The organism is Dyella sp. M7H15-1 (assembly GCF_004114615.1).
GTDB lineage: Bacteria > Pseudomonadota > Gammaproteobacteria > Xanthomonadales > Rhodanobacteraceae > Dyella_B.
In genome coordinates, this window is the sequence record NZ_CP035300.1 from 683498 (window position 1) to 703382 (window position 19885).

The window sequence follows — 19885 nt, forward strand, 5'->3', positions numbered from 1 at the left end:
CTGAAGCTGCGCGAGAGATCGTCAGTGCCGGCGAAGGGAATGAATAAGGTTTCGAAGCGTGAAGCATATGCCGCCGTGATTCACAAAAATTTAGGTCGCTAGAAAGTTCAACAGAGTCCAACCATGCCCAAAACTTACGACCAGGCGTATTTCGACAAGTGGTATCGCGATCCCAAGCATGCCGTCACCTCCACGGCGACCCTGAAGCGCAAGGTCGCGATGGTGGTGGCGCAGGCTGAGTATTACCTGGGCCGGCCGGTCCGCAACGTGCTGGATATCGGCTGCGGAGAGGGTGTATGGCGCGCACCATTGCGTGCGCTGCGGCCGGATATCCATTACCGCGGACTGGATTCCAGCGAATATGTGGTGAGGCGCTTTGGGCACAGCCGCAATATCGGCCTTGCGCGCTTCAGCCAATTGGCCCAACTGCGTTTCGATGCGCGTTTCGATGTGATCGTGTGCACGGATGTATTGCATTACCTGAAGCCAGTGGAGATCAGGGCTGGCTTGATCGGCATTGGAGAGATGTTGGAGGGGATTGCCTTTCTGGAAGTATTTACCAGCCGCGATGACGTGGATGGCGATCACCAGGATCTGCATTTGCGCTCACCATCGTGGTATTTGCGCGCGTTTCACGAAGAGGGATTGTTGCCCTGCGGATCGCACTGTTATTTAGGGCCGAGGTTGGAGCGGCATTTTGCGGCATTGGAGCGGGCGCAGGTTTGCTAGTGCGGAGTCTCACAAGTAACGCGAAGAAATTCCGAGTGGATTTCTTCGCGAGACAAGGCGCGAGGGGGAGTCATAAGGTCGATGCGTCCGATCATGCCTTCGAGTAGGCGCTAGGTACGGAGATTCGGATCGGTATCGGCACCATGGTGAAGGCCATGGCTGTCATTCAGCTCAGACTTCGAGTGTGGCGAGGTCGCCTTTTTCTTCCAGCCAATTCTTGCGGTCGCTGGCGCGCTTCTTGGCCAACAGCATGTCCATCAGCTTGGCAGTGCCATCGCTGTCTTCCACGGTGAGCTGCACCAGGCGGCGCGTGTCGGGATAGATGGTGGATTCACGCAATTGCGAGGGATTCATTTCGCCCAGGCCCTTGAAGCGGGTCACGCTGACCTGGCCTTTCATCTTCTCGCGTTCGATGCGTTGGAGCATTGCGGCTTTTTCGTTTTCATCCAGGCAATAGAACACCTGCTTGCCCACGTCGACGCGAAAGAGCGGCGGCATCGCCACGAATACATGCCCTTCGCGCACCAGGGCCGGGAAGTGGCGCAGAAAGAGTGCGCTGAGCAGGGTGGCGATATGCAAGCCATCGGAATCGGCATCGGCCAGGATGACCACCTTGCCGTAGCGCAAGCCGCTCAGATCGTCCTTGCCCGGATCGCAGCCGATTGCCACGGCAAGGTTGTGCACTTCTTCCGAAGCCAACACCGAGGTGGATTCTACTTCCCAGGTGTTGAGGATCTTGCCGCGCAACGGAAGGATGGCCTGGAATTCCTTGTCGCGCGCCTGCTTGGCGCTGCCGCCGGCCGAGTCGCCTTCCACCAGGAAGAGTTCCGTGCGGGTGAGATCGGTGGCGGTGCAGTCGGCCAGCTTGCCGGGCAGGGCGGGGCCTTGCGTGATCTTTTTGCGGACGACCTGCTTGGCGGCTTTCAAGCGCGCGCTGGCGCGTTCGATCGCCAATTGCGCAATGCGCTCGCCAAGATCCACATGCTGGTTCAACCATAGGCTGAAGGCGTCGTGCACCACGCCTTCCACCAGCGCGGCGGCATTGCGCGAGGACAGGCGTTCCTTGGTCTGGCCGGCGAACTGTGGGTCCTGCAACTTGGTCGAAAGCACGAAGGCCAGGCGCTCCCACACATCTTCCGGCGCCAGTTTCACGCCGCGTGGAAGCAGGTTGCGGATGTCACAGAATTCGCGCACGGCATTGGTGAGGCCGGTGCGCAGGCCGTTGACGTGCGTGCCGCCTTGCACGGTGGGAATCAGGTTGACGTAGCTTTCCTGCACCAGCTCGCCTTCGGGCAGCCAGGTAAGGGCGACATCCAGACCTTCCGTTTCGCGCGTGACGTGATGTACGAACAGATCGGACGGCAGGCATTCGGCGCCATCGAGTTCGCCGCGCAAGTAATCGCGCAGGCCGTCTTCGTAATACCACTCGCTGACTTCGCCGCTGGCTTCGTCGGTGAGCTTGACGTTCAGGCCGGCGCACAGCACGGCTTTGGCGCGCAGCAGGTGCTTGAGCTTGGGTAGGGAAATCTTCGGTGTGTCGAAGTATTTCGGGTCTGCCCAGAAGCGCACGGTGGTGCCGGTTTTCTTCTTCGGCACCGTACCGATGACTTCCAGCGGGCTGATGCGATCGCCATTGGCGAAGGTCATGCGGTGCTGGTTGCCGTCGCGCAGGATGGTGACCTCCACCTTGTTCGACAGCGCATTCACCACCGACACACCCACGCCGTGCAGGCCGCCGGAGAAGTTGTAGTTCTTGCCGGAGAATTTACCGCCCGCATGCAGGCGCGTAAGGATCAGCTCGACGCCGGGAATGCCTTCTTCCGGATGGATGTCCACCGGCATGCCGCGGCCGTCGTCACTCACTTCCACCGAGCCGTCAGTATGCACGATCACGTCGATCGATTTGGCGTGGCCGGCCAGCGCTTCGTCGACCGAGTTGTCGATTACTTCCTGCGCTAGATGGTTCGGGCGCGTGGTGTCGGTGTACATGCCTGGGCGGCGCTTGACGGGGTCAAGACCGGAGAGAACTTCGATGTCGGCGGCGTTGTAGCGACTGCTCATGCGGAAAAAGTCGATGAAATTATGCGTGAAAGCATATCGTAGGTTGGGGTGCGAACCCCAACATCATTCGAAGCATTGACTTAGGTGTGTTGGGGTTTGCACCCCAACCTACAGCGGTGCGCAATGTTTCTCCAACCACGCCAGATCCGCATCCTCCAGCAGTGGCGCCAGCGCCGCGCGCACGGAGACGTGGTAATCGTCCAGCCAGGCCCGTTCCTCGGGATTGAGCAGGTTCGGCTCCAGAGCGCGGCGATCAAACGGGCACAGGGTCAATGTCTCAAAGGCGTAGAACGCGCCGAATTCGGTCTGATCGGCCTCGATCACCACGGCCAGGTTTTCATGCCGGATGCCGTGGCGTGCCGGCTTATATAAGCCAGGTTCGATCGAGCTGATCATGCCGGGCTCTAGCGGCACCAGCGCACCGCCTGTAACAGGTGGACGGATACCCTGCGGGCCTTCGTGCACATTAAGGAAGTAGCCCACGCCGTGGCCGGTGCCATGACCATAGTCCATGCCGGACGCCCATAGCGGTGCGCGGGCCAGTGCATCGAGCTGCGGGCCGCTCGCGCCTTTCGGGAAACGGGCGCGTGAGAGGGCGATCATGCCTTTCATCACCAAAGTGGCGTCGCGGCGCTGCTCGGAGGTGGTCGGCCCCAGGGCCAGCACGCGCGTGATATCCGTGGTGCCGCCTTGGTATTGGCCGCCAGAATCGATCAGCAGCAGGCCATGGCGCTGCAAGGTGTTATGCGCTTCAGGCGTGGCGCGGTAGTGCGGCAGCGCGCCGTTTTCCATATAACCGGCGATGGTGGCGAAACTCTCGCCAACAAAGTTCGGTTGGGCCGAACGTTCCTCGCGCAACAAGGTATCCACGTCCAGCTCGGTCTGGGTCATGCCGGCGGTGAGGCGCTCCTCCAGCCGGCGGAACGCACACACCAGCGCGGCGCCGTCGCGGCGCATCACTTCGCGAATATGGTCTAGCTCGATCTTGTTCTTGCATGCTTTAGAGATCGTCGATGGATTAGCGCCTTCGATGCGCCTTACCTCGGGCCTGACTGCTTGTAGCACCGCACTGACCACACGCCCCGGATCGAACAGCAAGGCATGGCTGCTGCCAAGTTCGCCCAGTGCATCGCCGAGCGCGGTGTAATCGGTCATGCGGATACCGTCTTCCGCCAGGGCCGCAACCAGGCCGTCGCTGAGTTTGCTGCGGTCGATAAACAGCGTCGATGCACCTTCCGTCTCAACCAGCAAGTGCGCGAGGAACACCGGATTGCACTCGACATCGCTGCCGCGCAGGTTGGTAAGCCAGGCGATGTCGTCGAGGCTGGATACCAAATGATGGGTCGCATGCTGCTTGCGCAGTGCGTGACGCAGCTTGTCGAATTTTTCGCCACGTGGTGTACCGGCGTAACTCAAGGCGTGTTCAACCACCGGCGCCTTGGGCAGGGCGGGGCGATTAGGCCAGATCATGCCCGGAAGATCCAGGTCGACACGTAGTGTGATGTCGTCGTTGCCGAGTAGACTGCTAATTTGCCGCTGTGTGCCCACCGAAACACTGTCACCCGCGATGGCAATCACGTCACCCTTATGAAGATGATGCTGCAACCATGTGAGATGTTCGGGCGCGTGTGAGATGCGCTGCTTCATCAGCGCAATACCCGTACCTGCAAGCTGTTGTTCTGCCTGTGAGAAGTAGCGCGAGTCGGTCCACAATCCCGCTTCGGTGGCGGTAACGAGCAAGGTGCCGGCCGAGCCATCGAAACCGCAAAGCCACTGACGTGCCTGCCAATGTGCGGGCAGGTATTCGGACAAATGTGGATCGGCAGTCGGAACAAGGCAGGCGGCGATGCCATGCCGGGACATAGCCTCTCGCAAATCTGCGATACGGGCGGGGATCGGTGCGCTCATGGGCGCATGGTAGCAGCACTCGCGCAAGGGCTCGCTCAGTCTGGAAATTCAGTGTTTTTGTGATCGCGCACATCGCGTGCTCGTTTCTGTCTGCAGGCGCTTGACCACGTCGAACGCGAGATATGACGCGACTATTTCTGCCGCGACATTCTGTCCCGGACTAGTCATGACTTGTTGCGGCGCGATATCCTTATAAGGTCGTCCCCACGACACATCCCCATTCGACCTCTCTAAAGAATCGTTCGTGAACAAGTGTTCCCTCGTCTCCGCCTTGCGCTGGTCATGCGCAGGTTTGGCCGTGTTTCTCAGCGGCTGCAACTTGGAAGTCCTGTCACCGAAAGGTGACGTGGGCATGCAGGAAAAGTCGCTGATCCTGATCGCCACGGGCTTGATGCTGTTGGTCGTGATCCCGGTCATTGCGATGACCCTGATCTTTGCTTGGCGCTATCGAGCTTCCAACACCAAAGCCACCTACGCACCGAAGTGGTCGCATTCGACCGCCATCGAAGCAGTAGTATGGACCGTCCCGTGCATCATCATCGCGATCCTCGCGACGATCACCTGGAAGACCACGCACCAGCTCGATCCGTACAAACCACTGGCGCACCATGCCAAACCCATCACCATCCAAGCCGTATCCATGGACTGGAAGTGGGTGTTTATATATCCGGAATATGGTGTAGCCAGCGTCAACGAACTCGCTTTCCCGGCCAATGTGCCGGTGAACTTCCAGATCACCTCCGATTCGGTGATGAACGCCTTCTTCATCCCGCAGCTTGGCAGTCAGATCTACGCGATGGCAGGCATGGAAACCAAGCTGCACCTGATTGCGAACGAGCCAGGCATCTACGCCGGCCTTTCCAGCAATTACAGCGGCGCGGGCTTCTCCGACATGCATTTCAATGCAATCGCTACGTCACAACAGGGTTTCGCGGACTGGATCGACAAGGCCAAGGCTAGCCAGCTCAGCCTGGATGAGCATGCCTACCACGCGCTGACCCAGGCGAGCGAGAAAGTGCCAGTAACGTACTACACCCACGTCAAGCCGGGTTTGTTCAACGACATCATTGCCCAGTACATGGGCGAGATGCAGATGGACAAGCTCGGCGCCGAGCCTGCGCAGGCCAGCGTCATCCCCTCGCATAACGATCACGCCAAGGCTGCGGAGTAGGCCATGTTCGGAAAACTTTCTCTATCGGCCATTCCCTTCCATGAGCCGATCATCATGGGCACCCTGTTGATGGTGTGCCTAGGCAGTGCTGCAGTGCTTGGCCTGGTCACCTGGCAGCGCAAGTGGGGCTACCTGTGGAGCGAGTGGTTCACCACGGTGGATCACAAGCGCATTGGCATCATGTACATCATCCTGGCGCTGGTGATGCTGCTGCGCGGCTTTGCCGACGCTATCATGATGCGTGCCCAGCAGGCGCTTGCCTCGGCGGACGCGGCTGGCTACCTGCCGCCGCATCACTACGACCAGATTTTCACCGCCCACGGCGTGATCATGATTTTCTTCGTGGCCATGCCCTTCGTGGTCGGCCTGATGAACCTGGTGGTGCCGTTGCAGATCGGTGCGCGCGATGTGGCGTATCCGTTCCTGAACTCGCTTAGCTACTGGCTCACCGTTTCGGGCGTGGTGCTGGTGATGGTGTCGATGTTCGTCGGCGATTTCGCTGCGACCGGCTGGTTGGCCTATCCGCCGCTGTCGGAGTTGAAGTTCAGCCCCTCCGTCGGTGTGGATTACTACATCTGGGCGCTGCAGCTATCCGGTCTGGGTACCACGCTCAGCGGTATCAACTTCATCGTGACCATTCTGCGCATGCGCGCACCGGGCATGAAGCTGATGCAGATGCCGGTGTTCACCTGGACGGCGCTAGTCACCAACATCCTGATCGTGGCGGCCTTCCCGATCCTGACGGTGGCGTTGGCCCTGTTGGCAGCCGACCGCTACCTGGACATGCACTTCTTCACCAATGAGCTCGGCGGCAACGCCATGCTCTACATCAACCTGATCTGGATCTGGGGTCACCCGGAGGTGTACATCCTGATCCTGCCGTGCTTCGGTGTGTTCTCGGAGGTCGTCGCCACGTTCTCTGGCAAGCCGCTGTTCGGTTACAAGTCAATGGTGTACGCCACGGCCGGCATCGGTGTGCTGTCCTTTGTCGTGTGGTTGCACCACTTTTTCACCATGGGCTCGGGCGCAGACGTGAATGCCTTCTTCGGCATCACCACGATGATCATCTCCGTGCCCACCGGCGTGAAGCTGTTCAACTGGCTGTTCACCATGTACCGCGGCCGCATCCACTTCACCTTGCCGATGATGTGGACGATAGCCTTCATGGTCACCTTCACCATCGGCGGCATGACCGGCGTGCTGATGGCCGTGCCGGGCGCCGACTTCGTGCTGCACAACAGCCTGTTCCTCATCGCGCACTTCCATAACGTGATCATCGGCGGCGTGCTGTTCGGCATCTTCGCCGCGATCAACTACTGGTGGCCGAAAGCCTTTGGCTTCAAGCTGGAAGAGCGTTGGGGCAAGGCATCGTTCTGGTGCTGGGTGGTCGGCTTCTACATGGCCTTCATGCCGCTGTACGTGCTGGGCCTGATGGGCATGACGCGCCGCATGAACCACTATGCGAATCCGGCTTGGCAGCCGTACCTGATCGTCGCCGCCGTCGGCGCCGGCGTCATCGCGCTGGGCATCGGCTTTATGATCCTGCAGTTCGTGGTGAGCGTGCGCAATCGCGCGGCCAACCCCGACCTGACCGGCGACCCGTGGGGCGGCCGTACGCTGGAATGGGCGACCAGCTCGCCGGCGCCGTTCTACAACTTTGCCGTGCTGCCGAAGATCGACGACCTCGATCAGTTCTGGGCCGACAAAGAACACAAGCGCGCTTATCAGCTGCACGAGCACTATGCGGACATCCATATGCCGCGCAACACCGGCATCGGCCTGATCATGGCGACCTTCGGCACCGTGCTGGGCTTCGCCATGGTGTGGCACATCTGGTGGCTGGCGGCTTTCGGCCTGCTGGGCATGATCGGCAGCTTTATGGTCCGTGCTTTCGACACCGACGTGGACTACTACGTGTCGGGCGAGGAAGTGACGAAGATCGAGCGTGCACGCCTGGTGCCGCTGGAGAAGCTGATCAAGAACGTGGGTCCGGCTTCGGCCGGTGAGAAGGTGGCTTAGGAACCTGCCCTCACCATCCGCATAGCCCGCGCCGCGTCTATTTGCGTGCAGGGCAAGGAAGAACGAGAGAAGTGTATGTCGATACATAAACGAGTGATGACGCAGCAATGCGCGCAAATAGACGCGGCCCTTCGGGTTGCTCCTGAGCGGCCGTCATGCGGCAGCGCGCGGCTTGACCAGACGGCCAGTCTGGCGCTGCGCCACGCGCTACCACCTGACGACCGCTCAGGAGCAACGCGGGCTATGCGGATGGTGAGGGCAGGTTCCCCATGACCGCTATCACTGCAAATCACGGCGTCGTTGCACACGGCGGCACCCACGAACACGAGCATCACGACGACGGTTCCAAGACCCTGCTGGGTTTCTGGATCTACCTGATGAGCGACTGCCTGATCTTCTCGGGCCTGTTCGCCACCTTCGCCGTGCTGTCGCACGCCACCGCCGGTGGCCCGAACGGCAAGGAACTGTTCGATCTGAAATTCGTGTTCGGCGAAACCATGCTGTTGTTGATCAGCAGCTTCACCTTCGGCCTGGCCATGCTCAATATGCATGCCGGACACCGCACCAAGGTGATCGCCTGGTTGTTCGTCACCTTTTTGTTCGGTGCGGGCTTCGTCGGCATGGAAGTCTACGAATTCCATCACCTGATCGTGTTCGAAAACGCGGGCCCCAGCCGCAGCGCCTTCCTTTCCGCCTATTTCGGCCTGGTCGGCACCCACGGTCTGCACGTCAGCTCCGGCCTGCTCTGGTTGGTGGTGATGATGCTCCAGATAGGCAAGTTCGGACTCACCGATGCCGTGCAGCGCCGCCTGTCGTGCCTGAGCCTGTTCTGGCACTTCCTGGATCTGGTGTGGATTTGCGTATTCAGTTTCGTCTATCTGATGGGAGTGCTCTGACATGGCACAGCATGGTCATTCCGAAGCCCACGCGCAGCATGCACATGCACATGCGCACGGCAGCCTGAAAACCTATGTGGTCGGCTTTGCACTGTCGCTGATCCTCACCGTGCTCTCGTTCGCCTGCGTGATGAGCGGCGCCGTGCCGCAGCACCTGGTGATGCCGGGTATCGTGGTGTTCTGCATCGTGCAGCTGCTGGTGCAACTGGTGTTCTTCCTGCACATGAGCGCCGCCCCGGGTCAGCGCGACAACCTGTCGATCGGCGTGTTCACGCTGCTGATCATTGCGATTGTCGTGATGGGTTCGTTGTGGGTGATGCACAACATGAACACGTACATGATGCCGCATAGCATGCAGATGCCGATGGGCTGATGGGTGCGATCTCCCCGGCGGATCGCCGGGGAGATGCTGGTTTTGAAGCGCGCTTTAGGCGCGCTTTTTTGTGTGCGCCCGGCGGGCGCACCTGCTAGGAGGTGAAAGTCCTCTACTCACCCGGCAAGGGGAAGAGTTAGCAGCGTGTAGGTTGGGTTATCGCAGCGTAACCCGACATTGCCATTTCCTGGCTTGCGCTATGACAGATTGCTGGATAGCCGTCGGCAGTCCGGGGATGGTGCAGCGGTGATTCCGCCGGGAGGGTGGGGTCGCTCGATTGCTTCCCAGATCGTATGCGGTAATATACGTAAATTGTCAACTAGCGCATATGATTCGGGGATGGCGACGATCGACCAGTACCTCGACGAATACCTGGCTCGCGGGCATGCCTACTTCACGCGGGGGGAGGCGCAGGCTGCGCTCGGCCTGGCATCGCACCCGCTGAGCGTCGCCTTGCTGCGGCAGGTCAAGAAAGGGCGCCTGGCCAATCCCCGGAGAGGCTTCTACCTGATCCTGCGCCCGGAGGACCGGACGCTTGGCGCACCCGATCCGGTGCGCTGGATCGACCCGTTGATGCAGAGCCTGAAACTGGACTACCGCGTGGCCTTGCTGCGCGCGGCTGCATTCCACGGTTCATCGCATCAGGCGGCAATGGTGTTCCAGGTCATCGTGCCCAGGCAGCTACGTGGGTTCGAGGTCGGTCGTCAGCGCGTGGATTTCATCTATCAAAGCCCCTCCGCATTCCGTCAGGTCAATCGCCCCGACTGGATGGGTTCGATCAAGAGCGAGGCCGGCTTTGCGAAAGTCGCGGGCTTGGAACTGACGCTGCTGGACTGCGCGCGCTACTTCCATAAGGCGGCGGGCATCAATGGCCTTGCGCAGATCGCCCAGGACTTGGGCGGGCAGGCGCGTGCCGACGTACTCGCCTCGATCGCGGTCCACTACGAAAATTCCTCGGTGCGACGCCTGGGGTATCTGTTGGAGCGCGCGGGCCACTTGCAGCAGGCCGATGCGTTGAGGCCGTTCGCCAGAAAAGCCAAGGCAATGGTGCTGCTGGACCCCTCCGTGAAGCCGCTGGCGCAGGGGTTGTCCGACCTGCACGAGAAAGCGCCCGATTGGCTTCTCGTCATCAATGAGCAGGTAGAGGTGGACTTTTGATTCCCCAATCCTTCCTTCAGGCCTGGAGCGCCACGGCACCGTGGCCCGACTTCCGCCAGGTCGAACAGGATCTGATCATCAGTCGCGCGCTGTGCGATGTGTTCAACGCACCGGCGTTGCGCGGCAAGATCGCGTTCCGCGGCGGCACGGCAATCAACAAGCTGCTGTTCCAACGACCGTTGCGCTACTCCGAAGACATCGACCTTGTGCAGACGCAGCCGGAACCGATCGGCGCAACCGTCGATGCGATCCGCGATGCGCTGGCTTGGCTCGGAGGATGCAGTCGGAATCAGGCTGGACACTCGATGCACTTGGTCTTCCGGTTCGCCCCCGAGGCTGACCTGCAATCGACGCTGAAGCTCAAGGTCGAGATCAACACCCGCGAGCACGGAAACCTGTTCGGCATCCGCCAGTATCCCTTCTCGGTGGAGAACGACTGGTATCAGGGGCAGGCCGAGATCGTGTCTTTCGAGCCGGAAGAACTGTTCGGCACCAAGCTGCGCGCACTGCTGCAACGGCGTAAGAACCGCGACCTGTTCGACTTGGCCCAAGGGCTGGACCAGTTGGGAATGGACGCCGCCAAGCTGGTGGCCTGCTTCGACCATTACCTTGCGCTCGAAGATGCGTCGATTACACGTGCGGAAGCCGAACAGCGCATGTTGCAGAAACTCACGCGCAGCCTGACGGAAGACATCGCGCCCTTGTTGCCGGCTGGGGTGCGGTTCGACGACGCCGATGCGCTGCGTGCCTTCGAGCGCGTTTGGGTCGAGCTGGTATCCCGGCTCAGGGGCGATCCGTGGAAATCGACCAGCAAGGTGGTTGCCGAATTGCGCAAACGGGGCTATCCGACGCTTCTGCAAGGGCTTGGGTGACAACGAGGAAGCGAGGCGGGGGAGGGTGATTGGATTCTTCTCTGAGGTGTCGGGCCAGCGGTCATTCCGAGACCTAGAGCGATCTGCTGCCACTTCTGGTTCTCATTCTAGATGTAGCTCAGGCCATCGGCGATCTTCGTCGGCTCCTGAAACGAAAATTTACTGAGCTTTTCACGGATGATTTCCTCGAAGCGAACAGCAGGCGGAGGAATCGCGTCGACCACGAGCCCTGGTAGATGCTGCATGGCAACGGTCTCGCTTAAATATTTGCTGGTCGACAGCCGCTGGTTCTCGAATATCCTGACCATACCGATGCGAATCAAGTCGTGCATAAGCTTGTCGAATGCACTAACGGCATTGACGATTTGCGAGCGCAGTAGATCGTCTAACTGTTCGGGAATGGTCACCATACTGCTCAAGTGATCGTAGAGGACACCAAGCTCAACGGCCTGCTGGATGTTGTGGTGAAAGATCCGCTTGGCATTGAGCATAGCCTTCAGCTCATGAGGTCCTGCAGAGTGTCTGCGACGTTGGTTAACTGAGTGTGTATTTGTGCACGCTTGGCGATCATGTTGTCCTGGACGATTCCAGTTGCGTTAAGCTCGTTGTCGCACAGTGCGAACACTGGGACGCCGGCATCATAAGCACACGGTAGCAAGCCACAGAAGTCTGGGATTTCCTCCAGGCAGAAACCGTCGTTGCGCAGCGTATTCGGATAGTCGTTGTCGGGCAGTGTGAGCCCTGCAGTCTTAAGTGCGGGATACAGGCGACTCTGGGTGACGGTCTTAATCTCGGCGATGTTGTCCCGGTATGGTGCAGCTGCGCGCCCTCTTCGCACATTGAATCGCTGCACCACGGTGCCTACGAACTTGGGGTTGTAGTTTTGCTGACGCCACCCTTGTGATTGAACAGAACTAATCGCTTTGCCATGTCTAAACTCCCAGAAATAAATCGTCTAAGTCGTCAATGTGCCGAAGCAGATCCGAAGTCAGGCAAGCATCCCAAACCCGTAAAGGTCCTTGAATTGATCAAAGGCGTGCTGGCGTTTCCTTCCACGTCTGACACATTGCGAGCGACACCGGCTTGGGCAAAAAGTCTGATCGCCGCTGCAAGTCGGAAGCCCCTGTAATACTAGGCTACTACGATCAGTGCCATTACCTGACGCGCGTGTCTACAGTTCGCTCCAGCACGGTCGCACCATCATTGATCAGGATATATGCCGTGCAGTCCATGCATGGATCGAAGCTTTGAATGGCGCGCTGGATATCGATGCCGACGAAATCGTCTGGGCCTTTGTAGCGACTTTCGATAATAGGGGTGTTGCATAAGGCTTGTTCGAGCGGCCCCGGCGTACAGTCCGGCGTACGCGTTCCGACATTGATGCGCGAAGGGATGGCGATTTGGTAATTGTCGATCTTCTGCTCATCCAGCACGGCCCAATGGGCGAGGAAGCCGCGGCTGGCACCCCACAGGCCAACGCCTAAATGTCGGCCCGTCGGCACGTCATTGAGCGGTACACGCGTCGTGGTGGCCCCAGCGGCCATGGCTGCTTCGGCCAGTGTCATATTTTCGCGCGTCACGCCGACGTTGAACGCGAGCGAATACGCACGGGCGCGGTTGCGTTCGAAGGCGTTCCATAATGCCGGAATGCTCCAGCGCAAGGTGATTTCGTTGCCACTGTCATCCGCCAAGCTGAAATCCAGTCCGGTACCATCGGCTACCACATGTTTGCTGGGTGGCAGCAGTTGTGCCACTGCGCTCAGGTAGAGTCGCGCATAGGCGCCGACTTCAAAATTGTGGCCGCGCCAGACGAGGCTCGAGCCCCAGCTATAGGCGCGAGGATTGTTCGCTTTGGTCGGTTCGGTTCGTTTGTTCCATGGGTGAAAGCGCGAGATGGGATTGCCGTTGGGGTCGCTGGTGAACATGGTGCGTGGTGCGGTTGCGCGTTGCTGATAGGAGTGGTCCAGATGCTCTTCCATGCCAGCATTGAGCAGGCTCAATGCCGTGCAAGCCAAGCGGCCATCCATCAACGCGCCTGGCGTGGACCAGCGCCGGGCGCCCCAGCTGTCGCAACGCGCATAGCTGCCGTCGTAGTGGTCTGGATGATCCCATTGGCCAAAGTCAAGCATGGCGGCGCTTGTTTGCCCGAGTTCGGCATAGCGTGGTTCGGCTTCCAGCAAAAAATCAAACATGTCGTCCCAAACAGCGGCGGTCTTTTGGCTATAGGCAGCAAATGGCTGCAATACCGCATTGAATTCGGCCAGTTTGACCGTATCGGCGCAGAGCGCCACTCCGCCGGGAACGATCGACTCCGAGTGCGGGTACTTGCCCCCCAAAAGCGTGTAAGCCTGGCGTGCGCGTGCCGCCATCCGTAGCGCTTCTTTGTACAACGCGCCTTCGCCTTGATCGAGCGCGGCCATCAGCTCGCCGATACGCGTGAAGCCATGCTGCTGCGTGTGACGGCAGGGTGCCTTTACCGCGCGGCTCCAGATTTCCGGATTGGTTTGCTCAAACGCTTGGCGCGAATAGTCCGGTCCGGCCAGCACGAACAGATGCAGGCAAGTGTCGTTGAGGTATTGGCAGCTCAAAAGCAGATTACGCAAGATGATGCCTAAGGGAGGTGGCGTCAGGCCCAGCGCCATTTCCAGGCATAGCGCCGAGGCGGTGGCGTGCACGCCGCCGCAAATGCCGGATGCGGCCGCACTGATCTGACCGATCTTGCCTAAGTCGCGTCCTGGCAACAGCGCCTCGTATCCTTTGAACAGGGTGGCCATCGACGCACTTTCCACGACAGTGCGGCTGGCAAGATCGACCCGGCAATGCACAGCCAGGCTGCCATCGAGTCGGGCGAGCGGGTCGGTCCGCGCTGCTGAAGCAGCCAGGTTGGCGCGATGGCGTGCACGGATCTCGCGCATCATGACGGCGCTCAATGCACTGACTGCATCCGCGCTGCGTGTATTCCCTTGACTATGCATCGGCAGATCCATGCTGCACTTCCTCCTTCCTTCTGAATAAGTGGTCTATGATCGGCGGCGCATCCATATAGCCGTACCATGCTGCATCCTGTGCGTTGCCATAGACTGTGCGTTTGACCTTGATCCAAATCTGGTTGCCCCAGTCGTGGTGCCAGTACAGCAGCGGATCGTTGGTAATGTCTTCGCTGGATAGCGCCCAGTGCAACAGACGCCGGTTCCATAACCGTGGGTCATCCTGATTGATCGCACCCTGTCGTAACTGGCGTTCGAAATAATCGGTGACGCTCACCTCGGTGTATTCGTCGAAGCGCGACCCCAGATCAAGCCAATCTCCCTTGGAGCGGCTGCATAGCACGACGTCGATGGATGCCCCGGTGCTGTGACTGGGGAAGGTGCGCGCGTCGTTGCGATCGAATGCGCGCGGATCACGTAGATAGCTTGATGCGTATTGTCGCAGCTCTTCGTCACTCGCCTTGGGGTTGGCCTGGCGCCCAAGCTCCCAAAAGAACGCCCACAGGCCATGCTGGCATTCGATCGAACGGTAGGCATCGAGAATCAACAATCGGGCATCGTAAGGCGCAAGCTTCTGGTCAACGCGAGCTAGCTTTTCGGCGAAAGTCCTGCGTAGCCATCCATCGGTCCGGCTACCCGCGATTGGCTTGCCATAAGGCGCATTGCTGCCGTCGCTGACGGCATGCCATGAAAGAAAGCCGAGGTCGTAGTCGCGCACGTTGACCAATTCCTCGGAAAACAGCAGGGAAGCGCGGTCAAGCGGAATCTGATAATGCGGTTTGCGAATTTCCGCCAGATCGACTTGCGGGATACGGTAATCGATGCCGTACATGATCGGATTTGCCTCCGTCTAGTTGTTGCCGGCTAGGAGTCGCATTTTTTCGTCGAACAGGGGCGTGTCGTAGCGCTTTTCATGCTTCGCCAGGCGGTAAATTCGTTCGCGCGCTTCCGGCGGTAGTGCGGCGATCACATACCGGAAATGGTCGGGCTGTTCATTGAACAGGCGCGACATCGAACGCGCGGTGTGGCGGGTCGCCGGGTCGGACAGTATGGCTGCATGGCTATCGAGATCGGCCAGGCTGCTGCTGTTGATGCGGTATTCGATTTCTGGACAGGCGCGCGCCAGTTCACCTTCGATGTGGAAGATATAGAGCCAATGACATTCACCGGCACCAGCCGCGGTGAGTGAGCGTTGCATGAAACGTTGCTGCGTGCCGGTGACATGGATATCGTTGATCACGATGACGTTGTGCTTGGCGAAGCGGTGCCAGCCTGAGTCATGGCATGCCATGTCGTGCACGCGTTGATGCGAGCTAACCCGCTGCGCCAGCGGATTGCGGCTGTAATCATGGGAGAGTTGAAATTCTTCAAGGCTGCGCACCGCGACGTGTTCCGCCGACAGGCGCAATGCCATCAGCGGCAAGGCGATGCCGCGATGGCGGAGCATGATATGCACACGTTCTGCCAGCAGGTTAGCCGCCGCGGGCAGATGGTAATACGCCGGTGCAGTCAGTACCCACGCATCGTCTGCTACGCATTCTTCCAGCACTTTCGCCACGAGGTCGCATAATTTCTCGGCGAAAAAGTCGACGTCGGACATGCGCCCGAGCTTCATGCCGGGATAGCGCCGGAGCATGTCATTATCGTAGGTACTCGGTGGCTCGCTCACATGCGCCAGCGCCAGGATCTTCGCCGGCCTGCTCTTCTCCAGTGTGTTCTCCTCCAGCCTGCTCTTCTCCGGCATGTTGTTCTCCAGCGATTGCGTGGCTACGGGTAGGCGTTGTTCCGTCATGCCTGCTTCGGTCATGTCATGCGGGTTCCTTGACCCAGGCGTGGCCAGCGGGCAATTCGCCGCGCACCATGGGCGGCAGCAACTCAAACGAGAAACTTTGCTCGAGTGGCGCCACCCAGATCCGCGAGGACAGGTTCACCTTGTACAGTTCGAACAGCTTGTCGTCGTCGGCACGGGTTTCGCTGTACACGCGACGATCGATCAATTCATAGAATTCGCGTGGAACAAAATCCTCGTGAAGCATGACGTGCGCGGTCTTGCCGCCATCGCTGACCCACCACTCGAATTTCATCTCGCTATTGCAGCGATTGATGCAATGGCTGTTCTGCATCACGGTCAACGTATCGCGGTCAGCGCAACGAGTGACATAGTTCAGCGAATCGAGTACGCCGTCGCCGGGATGGGCACTCACGACGACCAGGTTGTCGCGTTGCCACAGTTTGTTCCCCGAAAGCGCAACAGCGGCGACTTGCATGGCGCGATAACCGACGGCGGTGCCCCACCACAGCGAGCGTTGATGAAGGCGCGTCGCTTCCTGATAGTCCAGCGTCAACACCTCGCCGTGGTCGACGACGCGGATCAGCAGGCCTTCTGCCGGAATGTACTGTTTGGATGAGAATGTGTGCATGGGGGTCCTCGGCTGGGATGGAGAAAACAGCTTCAACAAATCCGTGGCAGTTGTTCGCCGACCAGCATGTCGACGATGCGCCTGCCACCGAATACGGTCTGCATGTGAACGCGGCCAGCGCGACCGTTGGCGAGCACCGCACCGATGTCGGCTGCCTCCTGGCCCAATGGGTGCGCGCGCAAGGCCGACAGCGCCGTGGCAGCTTCGGCCTCCGGCACCACTGCGACCAGCTTGCCTTCGTTGGCCAGGTAGAGCGGGTCGAGGCCGAGAATCTCGCAGAATCCCTTCACCTCCCGCCGTATCGGGGTGGCAGCCTCGATGATTTCGATGCCGCACGCTGACGCTTCGGCGATTTCATTCAAGACGGACGCCATGCCACCGCGCGTGGCGTCACGGATGAAGCGTGTCCCTGGCGCCGCTGCAAGCAATACGGAAATCAAGCCGTGCAACGCGGCACAATCGCTCTCGATCGGGCTGACAAGGTGCATGTCGCCACGCGCATTCAGGATGGCGGCACCGTGATCGCCCAGGTAACCGTTGACCAGGATGCGGTCGCCAGGGCGTGCCCGGTTTGCACCGAGCTGATGACCTTGGCGAATCACACCGATCCCAGTCGTGTTGATGAAGATTTTGTCGCAACAGCCGTGCCCGACAACCTTTGTATCGCCGGTGATGATGTTGACACCGGCGGCTTGGGCTGTTTCGGCCATGGAGTCGACAATGCGCCGCAGCGTTTCCACCGGCATGCCTTCCTCGATGATGACGGCGCAGGTCAGGTACAGCGGCGTGGCACCGCCCACCGCAAGGTCATTCACGGTGCCGCAGATGGCCAGCTTGCCGATGTCGCCACCGGGGAAGAAGATGGGATCGACGACGTAGGAATCGGTCGTCATCGCTAGGCGGTCGCCGAGACGCGCCAGCTCGGCTAATGGAACGCGTGCCTGGTCCTCCAAGGTATTGAGCGTTGGATTGCCGAAAGCGCCAATGAAGACGTCATCGATCAAATCGCGCATCGCTTTGCCGCCGCCGCCGTGGGCCAGCGTAATGTGCGGAACGAGTAGCTTGCCGCTCCGCTTGCGAATCTTTTCCGGAAGCTCATCGGTCAATGTTGTCAAGGTGCTTTCCTTCATAGCGCGTGTTCCCCCACCGGTTGGCTGTCGACGACCGTGCGCGGACCGATGCCATATTGGTAATAGGCGGCGCAGGCGCCTTCGCTCGATACCATGAGTGCGCCCATCGGTGTCTGGGGAGTGCAGGCTTTGCCATATACCTTGCACTGCCAGGGTTTGATCACGCCTTTGAGCACTTCACCGCATTGGCAGGATTTGGGATCGGCGATGGCGATGGAGGGCAGGGCAAATTTCTTTTCGGCGTCGTAGGCGGCATAGCGCGCGTTGAGCTGAACACCGGAATGGTCGATCGATCCCAGGCCGCGCCATTCGAAGAATGGGCGAAGCTCGAACACGCGGTTGATCGCTTGCAGTGCGGCGCGGTTGCCATCTTCCGGTACGACGCGACTGTATTGGTTTTCGATGCACGGGTTTCCACTATCCAGTTGCTTCAATACCATCCATAGCGATTGCAGTATGTCGAGGGGTTCGAAACCCGATATCACGACAGGGCGTCGATAGTGGTCGGCGATAAAGTCATAAGGGCGGGTGCCGATAACCATGCTGACGTGGCCGGGGCCGAGAAAACCGTCGACTTGAAAGTCTTCCGAGTCGAGCACGGCCTTGATGGTCGGAATGATGGTGATGTGGTTGCAAAAGAGCGAGAAATTGTCGATTCCCTCCGCTTCGGCCTTGAGTATGGTCAAGGCTGTGCTGGGCATGGTGGTTTCAAAGCCTAGGCCGAAGAACACCACTTCCTTGTCAGGGTTGCTGCGCGCGATCTTGAGCGCGTCGAGCGGTGAATAGACCATGCGCACATCGGCGCCCAATGACTTCGCTTGCAACAGGCTGCACTTCGACCCAGGCACGCGCATCGCATCGCCGAAGGTGGTCATGATGGCGTTTTCGTGTTCGGCGATGGCCACGCAATCATCGACCCGCCCTATCGGCAGTACGCATACCGGGCAACCGGGCCCGTGGATCAGCTCCACGCTCGGTGGCAGCATGTTCTCGATGCCGTAGCGGAAGATCGAGTGGGTGTGGCCGCCGCATACTTCCATCACGTAGACAGGGCGGCCGCGTTGCGCGCAGAGCGGATTCGCAAGTCGCGTGATTTCCTTGATCAACGTATCGGCTTTGGCAGGATCGCGGTATTCATCCACATATTTCATGGTCGGCCCCCATGTGTCCCGGTGGTTATTGGGTTTTGCTGTTCTTGGGCTTTGCTGCCGGAAAATCCGCGCTCGTCGGCCAGCAGCGTATGCACCAAATCCCACAGCACGTGGTAGATGGCGACATGGCACTCTTGAATGCGATGAATGCTGTCGGAGTTGACAATCAGGCAATGGTCCAAGCCAGCCTTGGCCATTTCGCCGCCATTGCCGCCACACAGGGCGATGGTGGAAGCTCCGATTTTTTTGGCTTGAGCAAACGCCCGCAGCAGGTTGATGGAATTGCCGCTGGTCGAAACGCCGATGAGCGCGTCCTCTTTGCGCACAAGGCTGGCTACTTGACGTGCGAAAACGTGTTGGTAGCCGACGTCGTTGGCGATCGCGCTCATCACGGTTTTGTCACAGCTAAGGTCGAAGGCGGCCAATGCCGGGCGGCCGGTTGTCACCGGATGCAAAAACTCGACCGCGATGTGCGATGCATCCGAACTCGATCCACCATTACCCATCGTGAAGAGTCGACCCTGTCTTCGATAGACGTCGGCGACAGCGCGCGCGCACCCAACCACGGCCTCGCCTTGCGCCGAAAAGAATTGCCCGACGACATCCAGGTGCTGAGCAATTTTTTGCTGCACTGAAATCAGCAGGGCTTGCTCTAACGCTGCGGCATCGGCTTTTTTTTCGCCAAGAAAGGGGTACAGCGCCTGTAACGGTTCGAGGTTCTCCCCGGTGCTCATGACTCGCCTTCCTGCATGGCTGCTAGATCTTCCTGGATTTGGCCGAGTTCAGTCAGCACCGCGAGTGTGGTTTGCGCCTCGGCTTCATCGATGACGCTCATGGCGAAGCCTACGTGTACCAGCACCCAGCGCCCGATCAGCCACTCTAACGAATCGGATTCCTGAGCAATGCAGCTCAAATCGACCGCGCGCTGTATGCTGCTTACATCGACGATGCCGAGCCTTTGAGCGGAATCGCTAATGGCGACGATTTTCCCCGGTATACCTAGGCACATA

General features: G+C 59.6%; 19 protein-coding genes. 7 read left to right on the forward strand and 12 right to left on the reverse strand.

Annotation, left to right across the window (positions count from 1 at the left end; genetic code table 11):
- The first annotated feature begins 123 nt into the window (after positions 1-123).
- Positions 124-729, forward strand: coding sequence for a class I SAM-dependent methyltransferase (locus EO087_RS03405; protein WP_128897648.1), 606 nt, complete (start codon positions 124-126; stop codon positions 727-729).
- Positions 730-900: 171 nt separating this feature from the next.
- Here the strand turns inward: EO087_RS03405 and parE are convergent, their stop codons facing one another.
- Entirely contained in the window at positions 901-2790 is a 1890-nt protein-coding gene (parE, locus tag EO087_RS03410) for a DNA topoisomerase IV subunit B (protein WP_128897649.1), read from the reverse strand.
- A 108-nt stretch (positions 2791-2898) separates the two neighbouring features.
- Positions 2899-4698 carry an aminopeptidase P family protein gene (locus EO087_RS03415; protein WP_128897650.1) on the reverse strand — a complete coding sequence of 600 codons (1800 nt, stop codon included), beginning with the start codon at positions 4696-4698 and terminating at the stop codon, positions 2899-2901.
- 244 nt (positions 4699-4942) lie between these two features.
- Between EO087_RS03415 and cyoA the strand changes: the two genes are divergently transcribed.
- The 6 genes from cyoA (at position 4943) to EO087_RS03445 (ending at position 11187) form a co-directional block, all read left to right on the forward strand.
- Positions 4943-5869 (forward strand): ubiquinol oxidase subunit II, encoded by a 927-nt coding sequence (cyoA, locus tag EO087_RS03420; RefSeq protein ID WP_128897651.1) that lies wholly within the window; start codon positions 4943-4945, stop codon positions 5867-5869.
- Positions 5870-5872: 3 nt separating this feature from the next.
- A complete protein-coding gene (gene cyoB, locus EO087_RS03425) occupies positions 5873-7888 on the forward strand; it encodes a cytochrome o ubiquinol oxidase subunit I (protein WP_128897652.1) in 2016 nt (671 codons plus the stop codon).
- A 269-nt stretch (positions 7889-8157) separates the two neighbouring features.
- Positions 8158-8784, forward strand: a complete 627-nt coding sequence (cyoC, locus tag EO087_RS03430; RefSeq protein WP_128897653.1) for a cytochrome o ubiquinol oxidase subunit III — start codon at positions 8158-8160, stop codon at positions 8782-8784.
- Between the two features lies 1 nt (position 8785).
- Positions 8786-9157 carry a cytochrome o ubiquinol oxidase subunit IV gene (gene cyoD / locus EO087_RS03435; protein WP_128897654.1) on the forward strand — a complete coding sequence of 124 codons (372 nt, stop codon included), beginning with the start codon at positions 8786-8788 and terminating at the stop codon, positions 9155-9157.
- Between the two features lie 339 nt (positions 9158-9496).
- Positions 9497-10315, forward strand: coding sequence for a type IV toxin-antitoxin system AbiEi family antitoxin (locus EO087_RS03440; protein ID WP_128897655.1), 819 nt, complete (start codon positions 9497-9499; stop codon positions 10313-10315).
- Positions 10312-11187, forward strand: coding sequence for a nucleotidyl transferase AbiEii/AbiGii toxin family protein (locus tag EO087_RS03445; protein ID WP_128897656.1), 876 nt, complete (start codon positions 10312-10314; stop codon positions 11185-11187). Before EO087_RS03440 ends, EO087_RS03445 begins: the two co-directional genes overlap by 4 nt.
- A 107-nt stretch (positions 11188-11294) precedes the next feature.
- Here EO087_RS03445 and EO087_RS03450 read toward each other — a convergent pair whose 3' ends face one another.
- The 10 genes from EO087_RS03450 to hypC form a co-directional block, all read right to left on the reverse strand.
- Positions 11295-11678 (reverse strand): hypothetical protein, encoded by a 384-nt coding sequence (locus EO087_RS03450; protein ID WP_128897657.1) that lies wholly within the window; start codon positions 11676-11678, stop codon positions 11295-11297.
- Between the two features lie 5 nt (positions 11679-11683).
- On the reverse strand, positions 11684-12043 hold the full coding sequence (locus EO087_RS03455; RefSeq protein ID WP_128897658.1) for a hypothetical protein: 360 nt from the start codon (positions 12041-12043) through the stop codon (positions 11684-11686).
- Between the two features lie 298 nt (positions 12044-12341).
- Entirely contained in the window at positions 12342-14174 is a 1833-nt protein-coding gene (locus tag EO087_RS03460) for a nickel-dependent hydrogenase large subunit (RefSeq protein ID WP_128897659.1), read from the reverse strand.
- The gene (locus tag EO087_RS03465; protein ID WP_128897660.1) at positions 14155-15006 is read right to left on the reverse strand and encodes a M15 family metallopeptidase; all 852 of its coding nucleotides are present in this window, start codon (positions 15004-15006) and stop codon (positions 14155-14157) included. The genes EO087_RS03460 and EO087_RS03465 overlap by 20 nt, the downstream gene beginning before the upstream one ends.
- A gap of 18 nt (positions 15007-15024) precedes the next feature.
- On the reverse strand, positions 15025-15981 hold the full coding sequence (locus EO087_RS03470) for a hypothetical protein (RefSeq protein ID WP_128897661.1): 957 nt from the start codon (positions 15979-15981) through the stop codon (positions 15025-15027).
- A 1-nt stretch (position 15982) separates the two neighbouring features.
- Positions 15983-16594 carry a hypothetical protein gene (locus tag EO087_RS03475; RefSeq protein WP_128897662.1) on the reverse strand — a complete coding sequence of 204 codons (612 nt, stop codon included), beginning with the start codon at positions 16592-16594 and terminating at the stop codon, positions 15983-15985.
- A gap of 32 nt (positions 16595-16626) precedes the next feature.
- On the reverse strand, positions 16627-17709 hold the full coding sequence (gene hypE, locus EO087_RS03480) for a hydrogenase expression/formation protein HypE (RefSeq protein ID WP_304988489.1): 1083 nt from the start codon (positions 17707-17709) through the stop codon (positions 16627-16629).
- 11 nt (positions 17710-17720) lie between these two features.
- The gene (gene hypD, locus EO087_RS03485) at positions 17721-18875 is read right to left on the reverse strand and encodes a hydrogenase formation protein HypD (RefSeq protein WP_128897664.1); all 1155 of its coding nucleotides are present in this window, start codon (positions 18873-18875) and stop codon (positions 17721-17723) included.
- Entirely contained in the window at positions 18872-19609 is a 738-nt protein-coding gene (locus EO087_RS03490) for an SIS domain-containing protein (RefSeq protein WP_128897665.1), read from the reverse strand. The genes hypD and EO087_RS03490 overlap by 4 nt, the downstream gene beginning before the upstream one ends.
- Positions 19606-19884, reverse strand: coding sequence for a HypC/HybG/HupF family hydrogenase formation chaperone (hypC, locus tag EO087_RS03495; RefSeq protein WP_128897666.1), 279 nt, complete (start codon positions 19882-19884; stop codon positions 19606-19608). The genes EO087_RS03490 and hypC overlap by 4 nt, the downstream gene beginning before the upstream one ends.
- Position 19885 lies beyond the last annotated feature (1 nt).

Bases quoted from the DNA above. Each gene is read 5' to 3' on its own strand.
- hypD (WP_128897664.1), bottom strand. From the start codon at position 18,875: ATGAAATATGTGGATGAATACCGCGATCCTGCCAAAGCCGATACGTTG.
- EO087_RS03470 (WP_128897661.1), bottom strand. From the start codon at position 15,981: ATGACCGAAGCAGGCATGACGGAACAACGCCTACCCGTAGCCACGCAA.
- EO087_RS03405 (WP_128897648.1), top strand. From the start codon at position 124: ATGCCCAAAACTTACGACCAGGCGTATTTCGACAAGTGGTATCGCGAT.
- cyoD (WP_128897654.1), top strand. From the start codon at position 8,786: ATGGCACAGCATGGTCATTCCGAAGCCCACGCGCAGCATGCACATGCA.
- EO087_RS03475 (WP_128897662.1), bottom strand. From the start codon at position 16,594: ATGCACACATTCTCATCCAAACAGTACATTCCGGCAGAAGGCCTGCTG.
- EO087_RS03465 (WP_128897660.1), bottom strand. From the start codon at position 15,006: ATGTACGGCATCGATTACCGTATCCCGCAAGTCGATCTGGCGGAAATT.
- EO087_RS03450 (WP_128897657.1), bottom strand. From the start codon at position 11,678: ATGCTCAATGCCAAGCGGATCTTTCACCACAACATCCAGCAGGCCGTT.
- EO087_RS03490 (WP_128897665.1), bottom strand. From the start codon at position 19,609: ATGAGCACCGGGGAGAACCTCGAACCGTTACAGGCGCTGTACCCCTTT.
- EO087_RS03415 (WP_128897650.1), bottom strand. From the start codon at position 4,698: ATGAGCGCACCGATCCCCGCCCGTATCGCAGATTTGCGAGAGGCTATG.
- EO087_RS03440 (WP_128897655.1), top strand. From the start codon at position 9,497: ATGGCGACGATCGACCAGTACCTCGACGAATACCTGGCTCGCGGGCAT.
- cyoB (WP_128897652.1), top strand. From the start codon at position 5,873: ATGTTCGGAAAACTTTCTCTATCGGCCATTCCCTTCCATGAGCCGATC.
- hypC (WP_128897666.1), bottom strand. From the start codon at position 19,884: ATGTGCCTAGGTATACCGGGGAAAATCGTCGCCATTAGCGATTCCGCT.
- parE (WP_128897649.1), bottom strand. From the start codon at position 2,790: ATGAGCAGTCGCTACAACGCCGCCGACATCGAAGTTCTCTCCGGTCTT.
- cyoC (WP_128897653.1), top strand. From the start codon at position 8,158: ATGACCGCTATCACTGCAAATCACGGCGTCGTTGCACACGGCGGCACC.
- EO087_RS03460 (WP_128897659.1), bottom strand. From the start codon at position 14,174: ATGGATCTGCCGATGCATAGTCAAGGGAATACACGCAGCGCGGATGCA.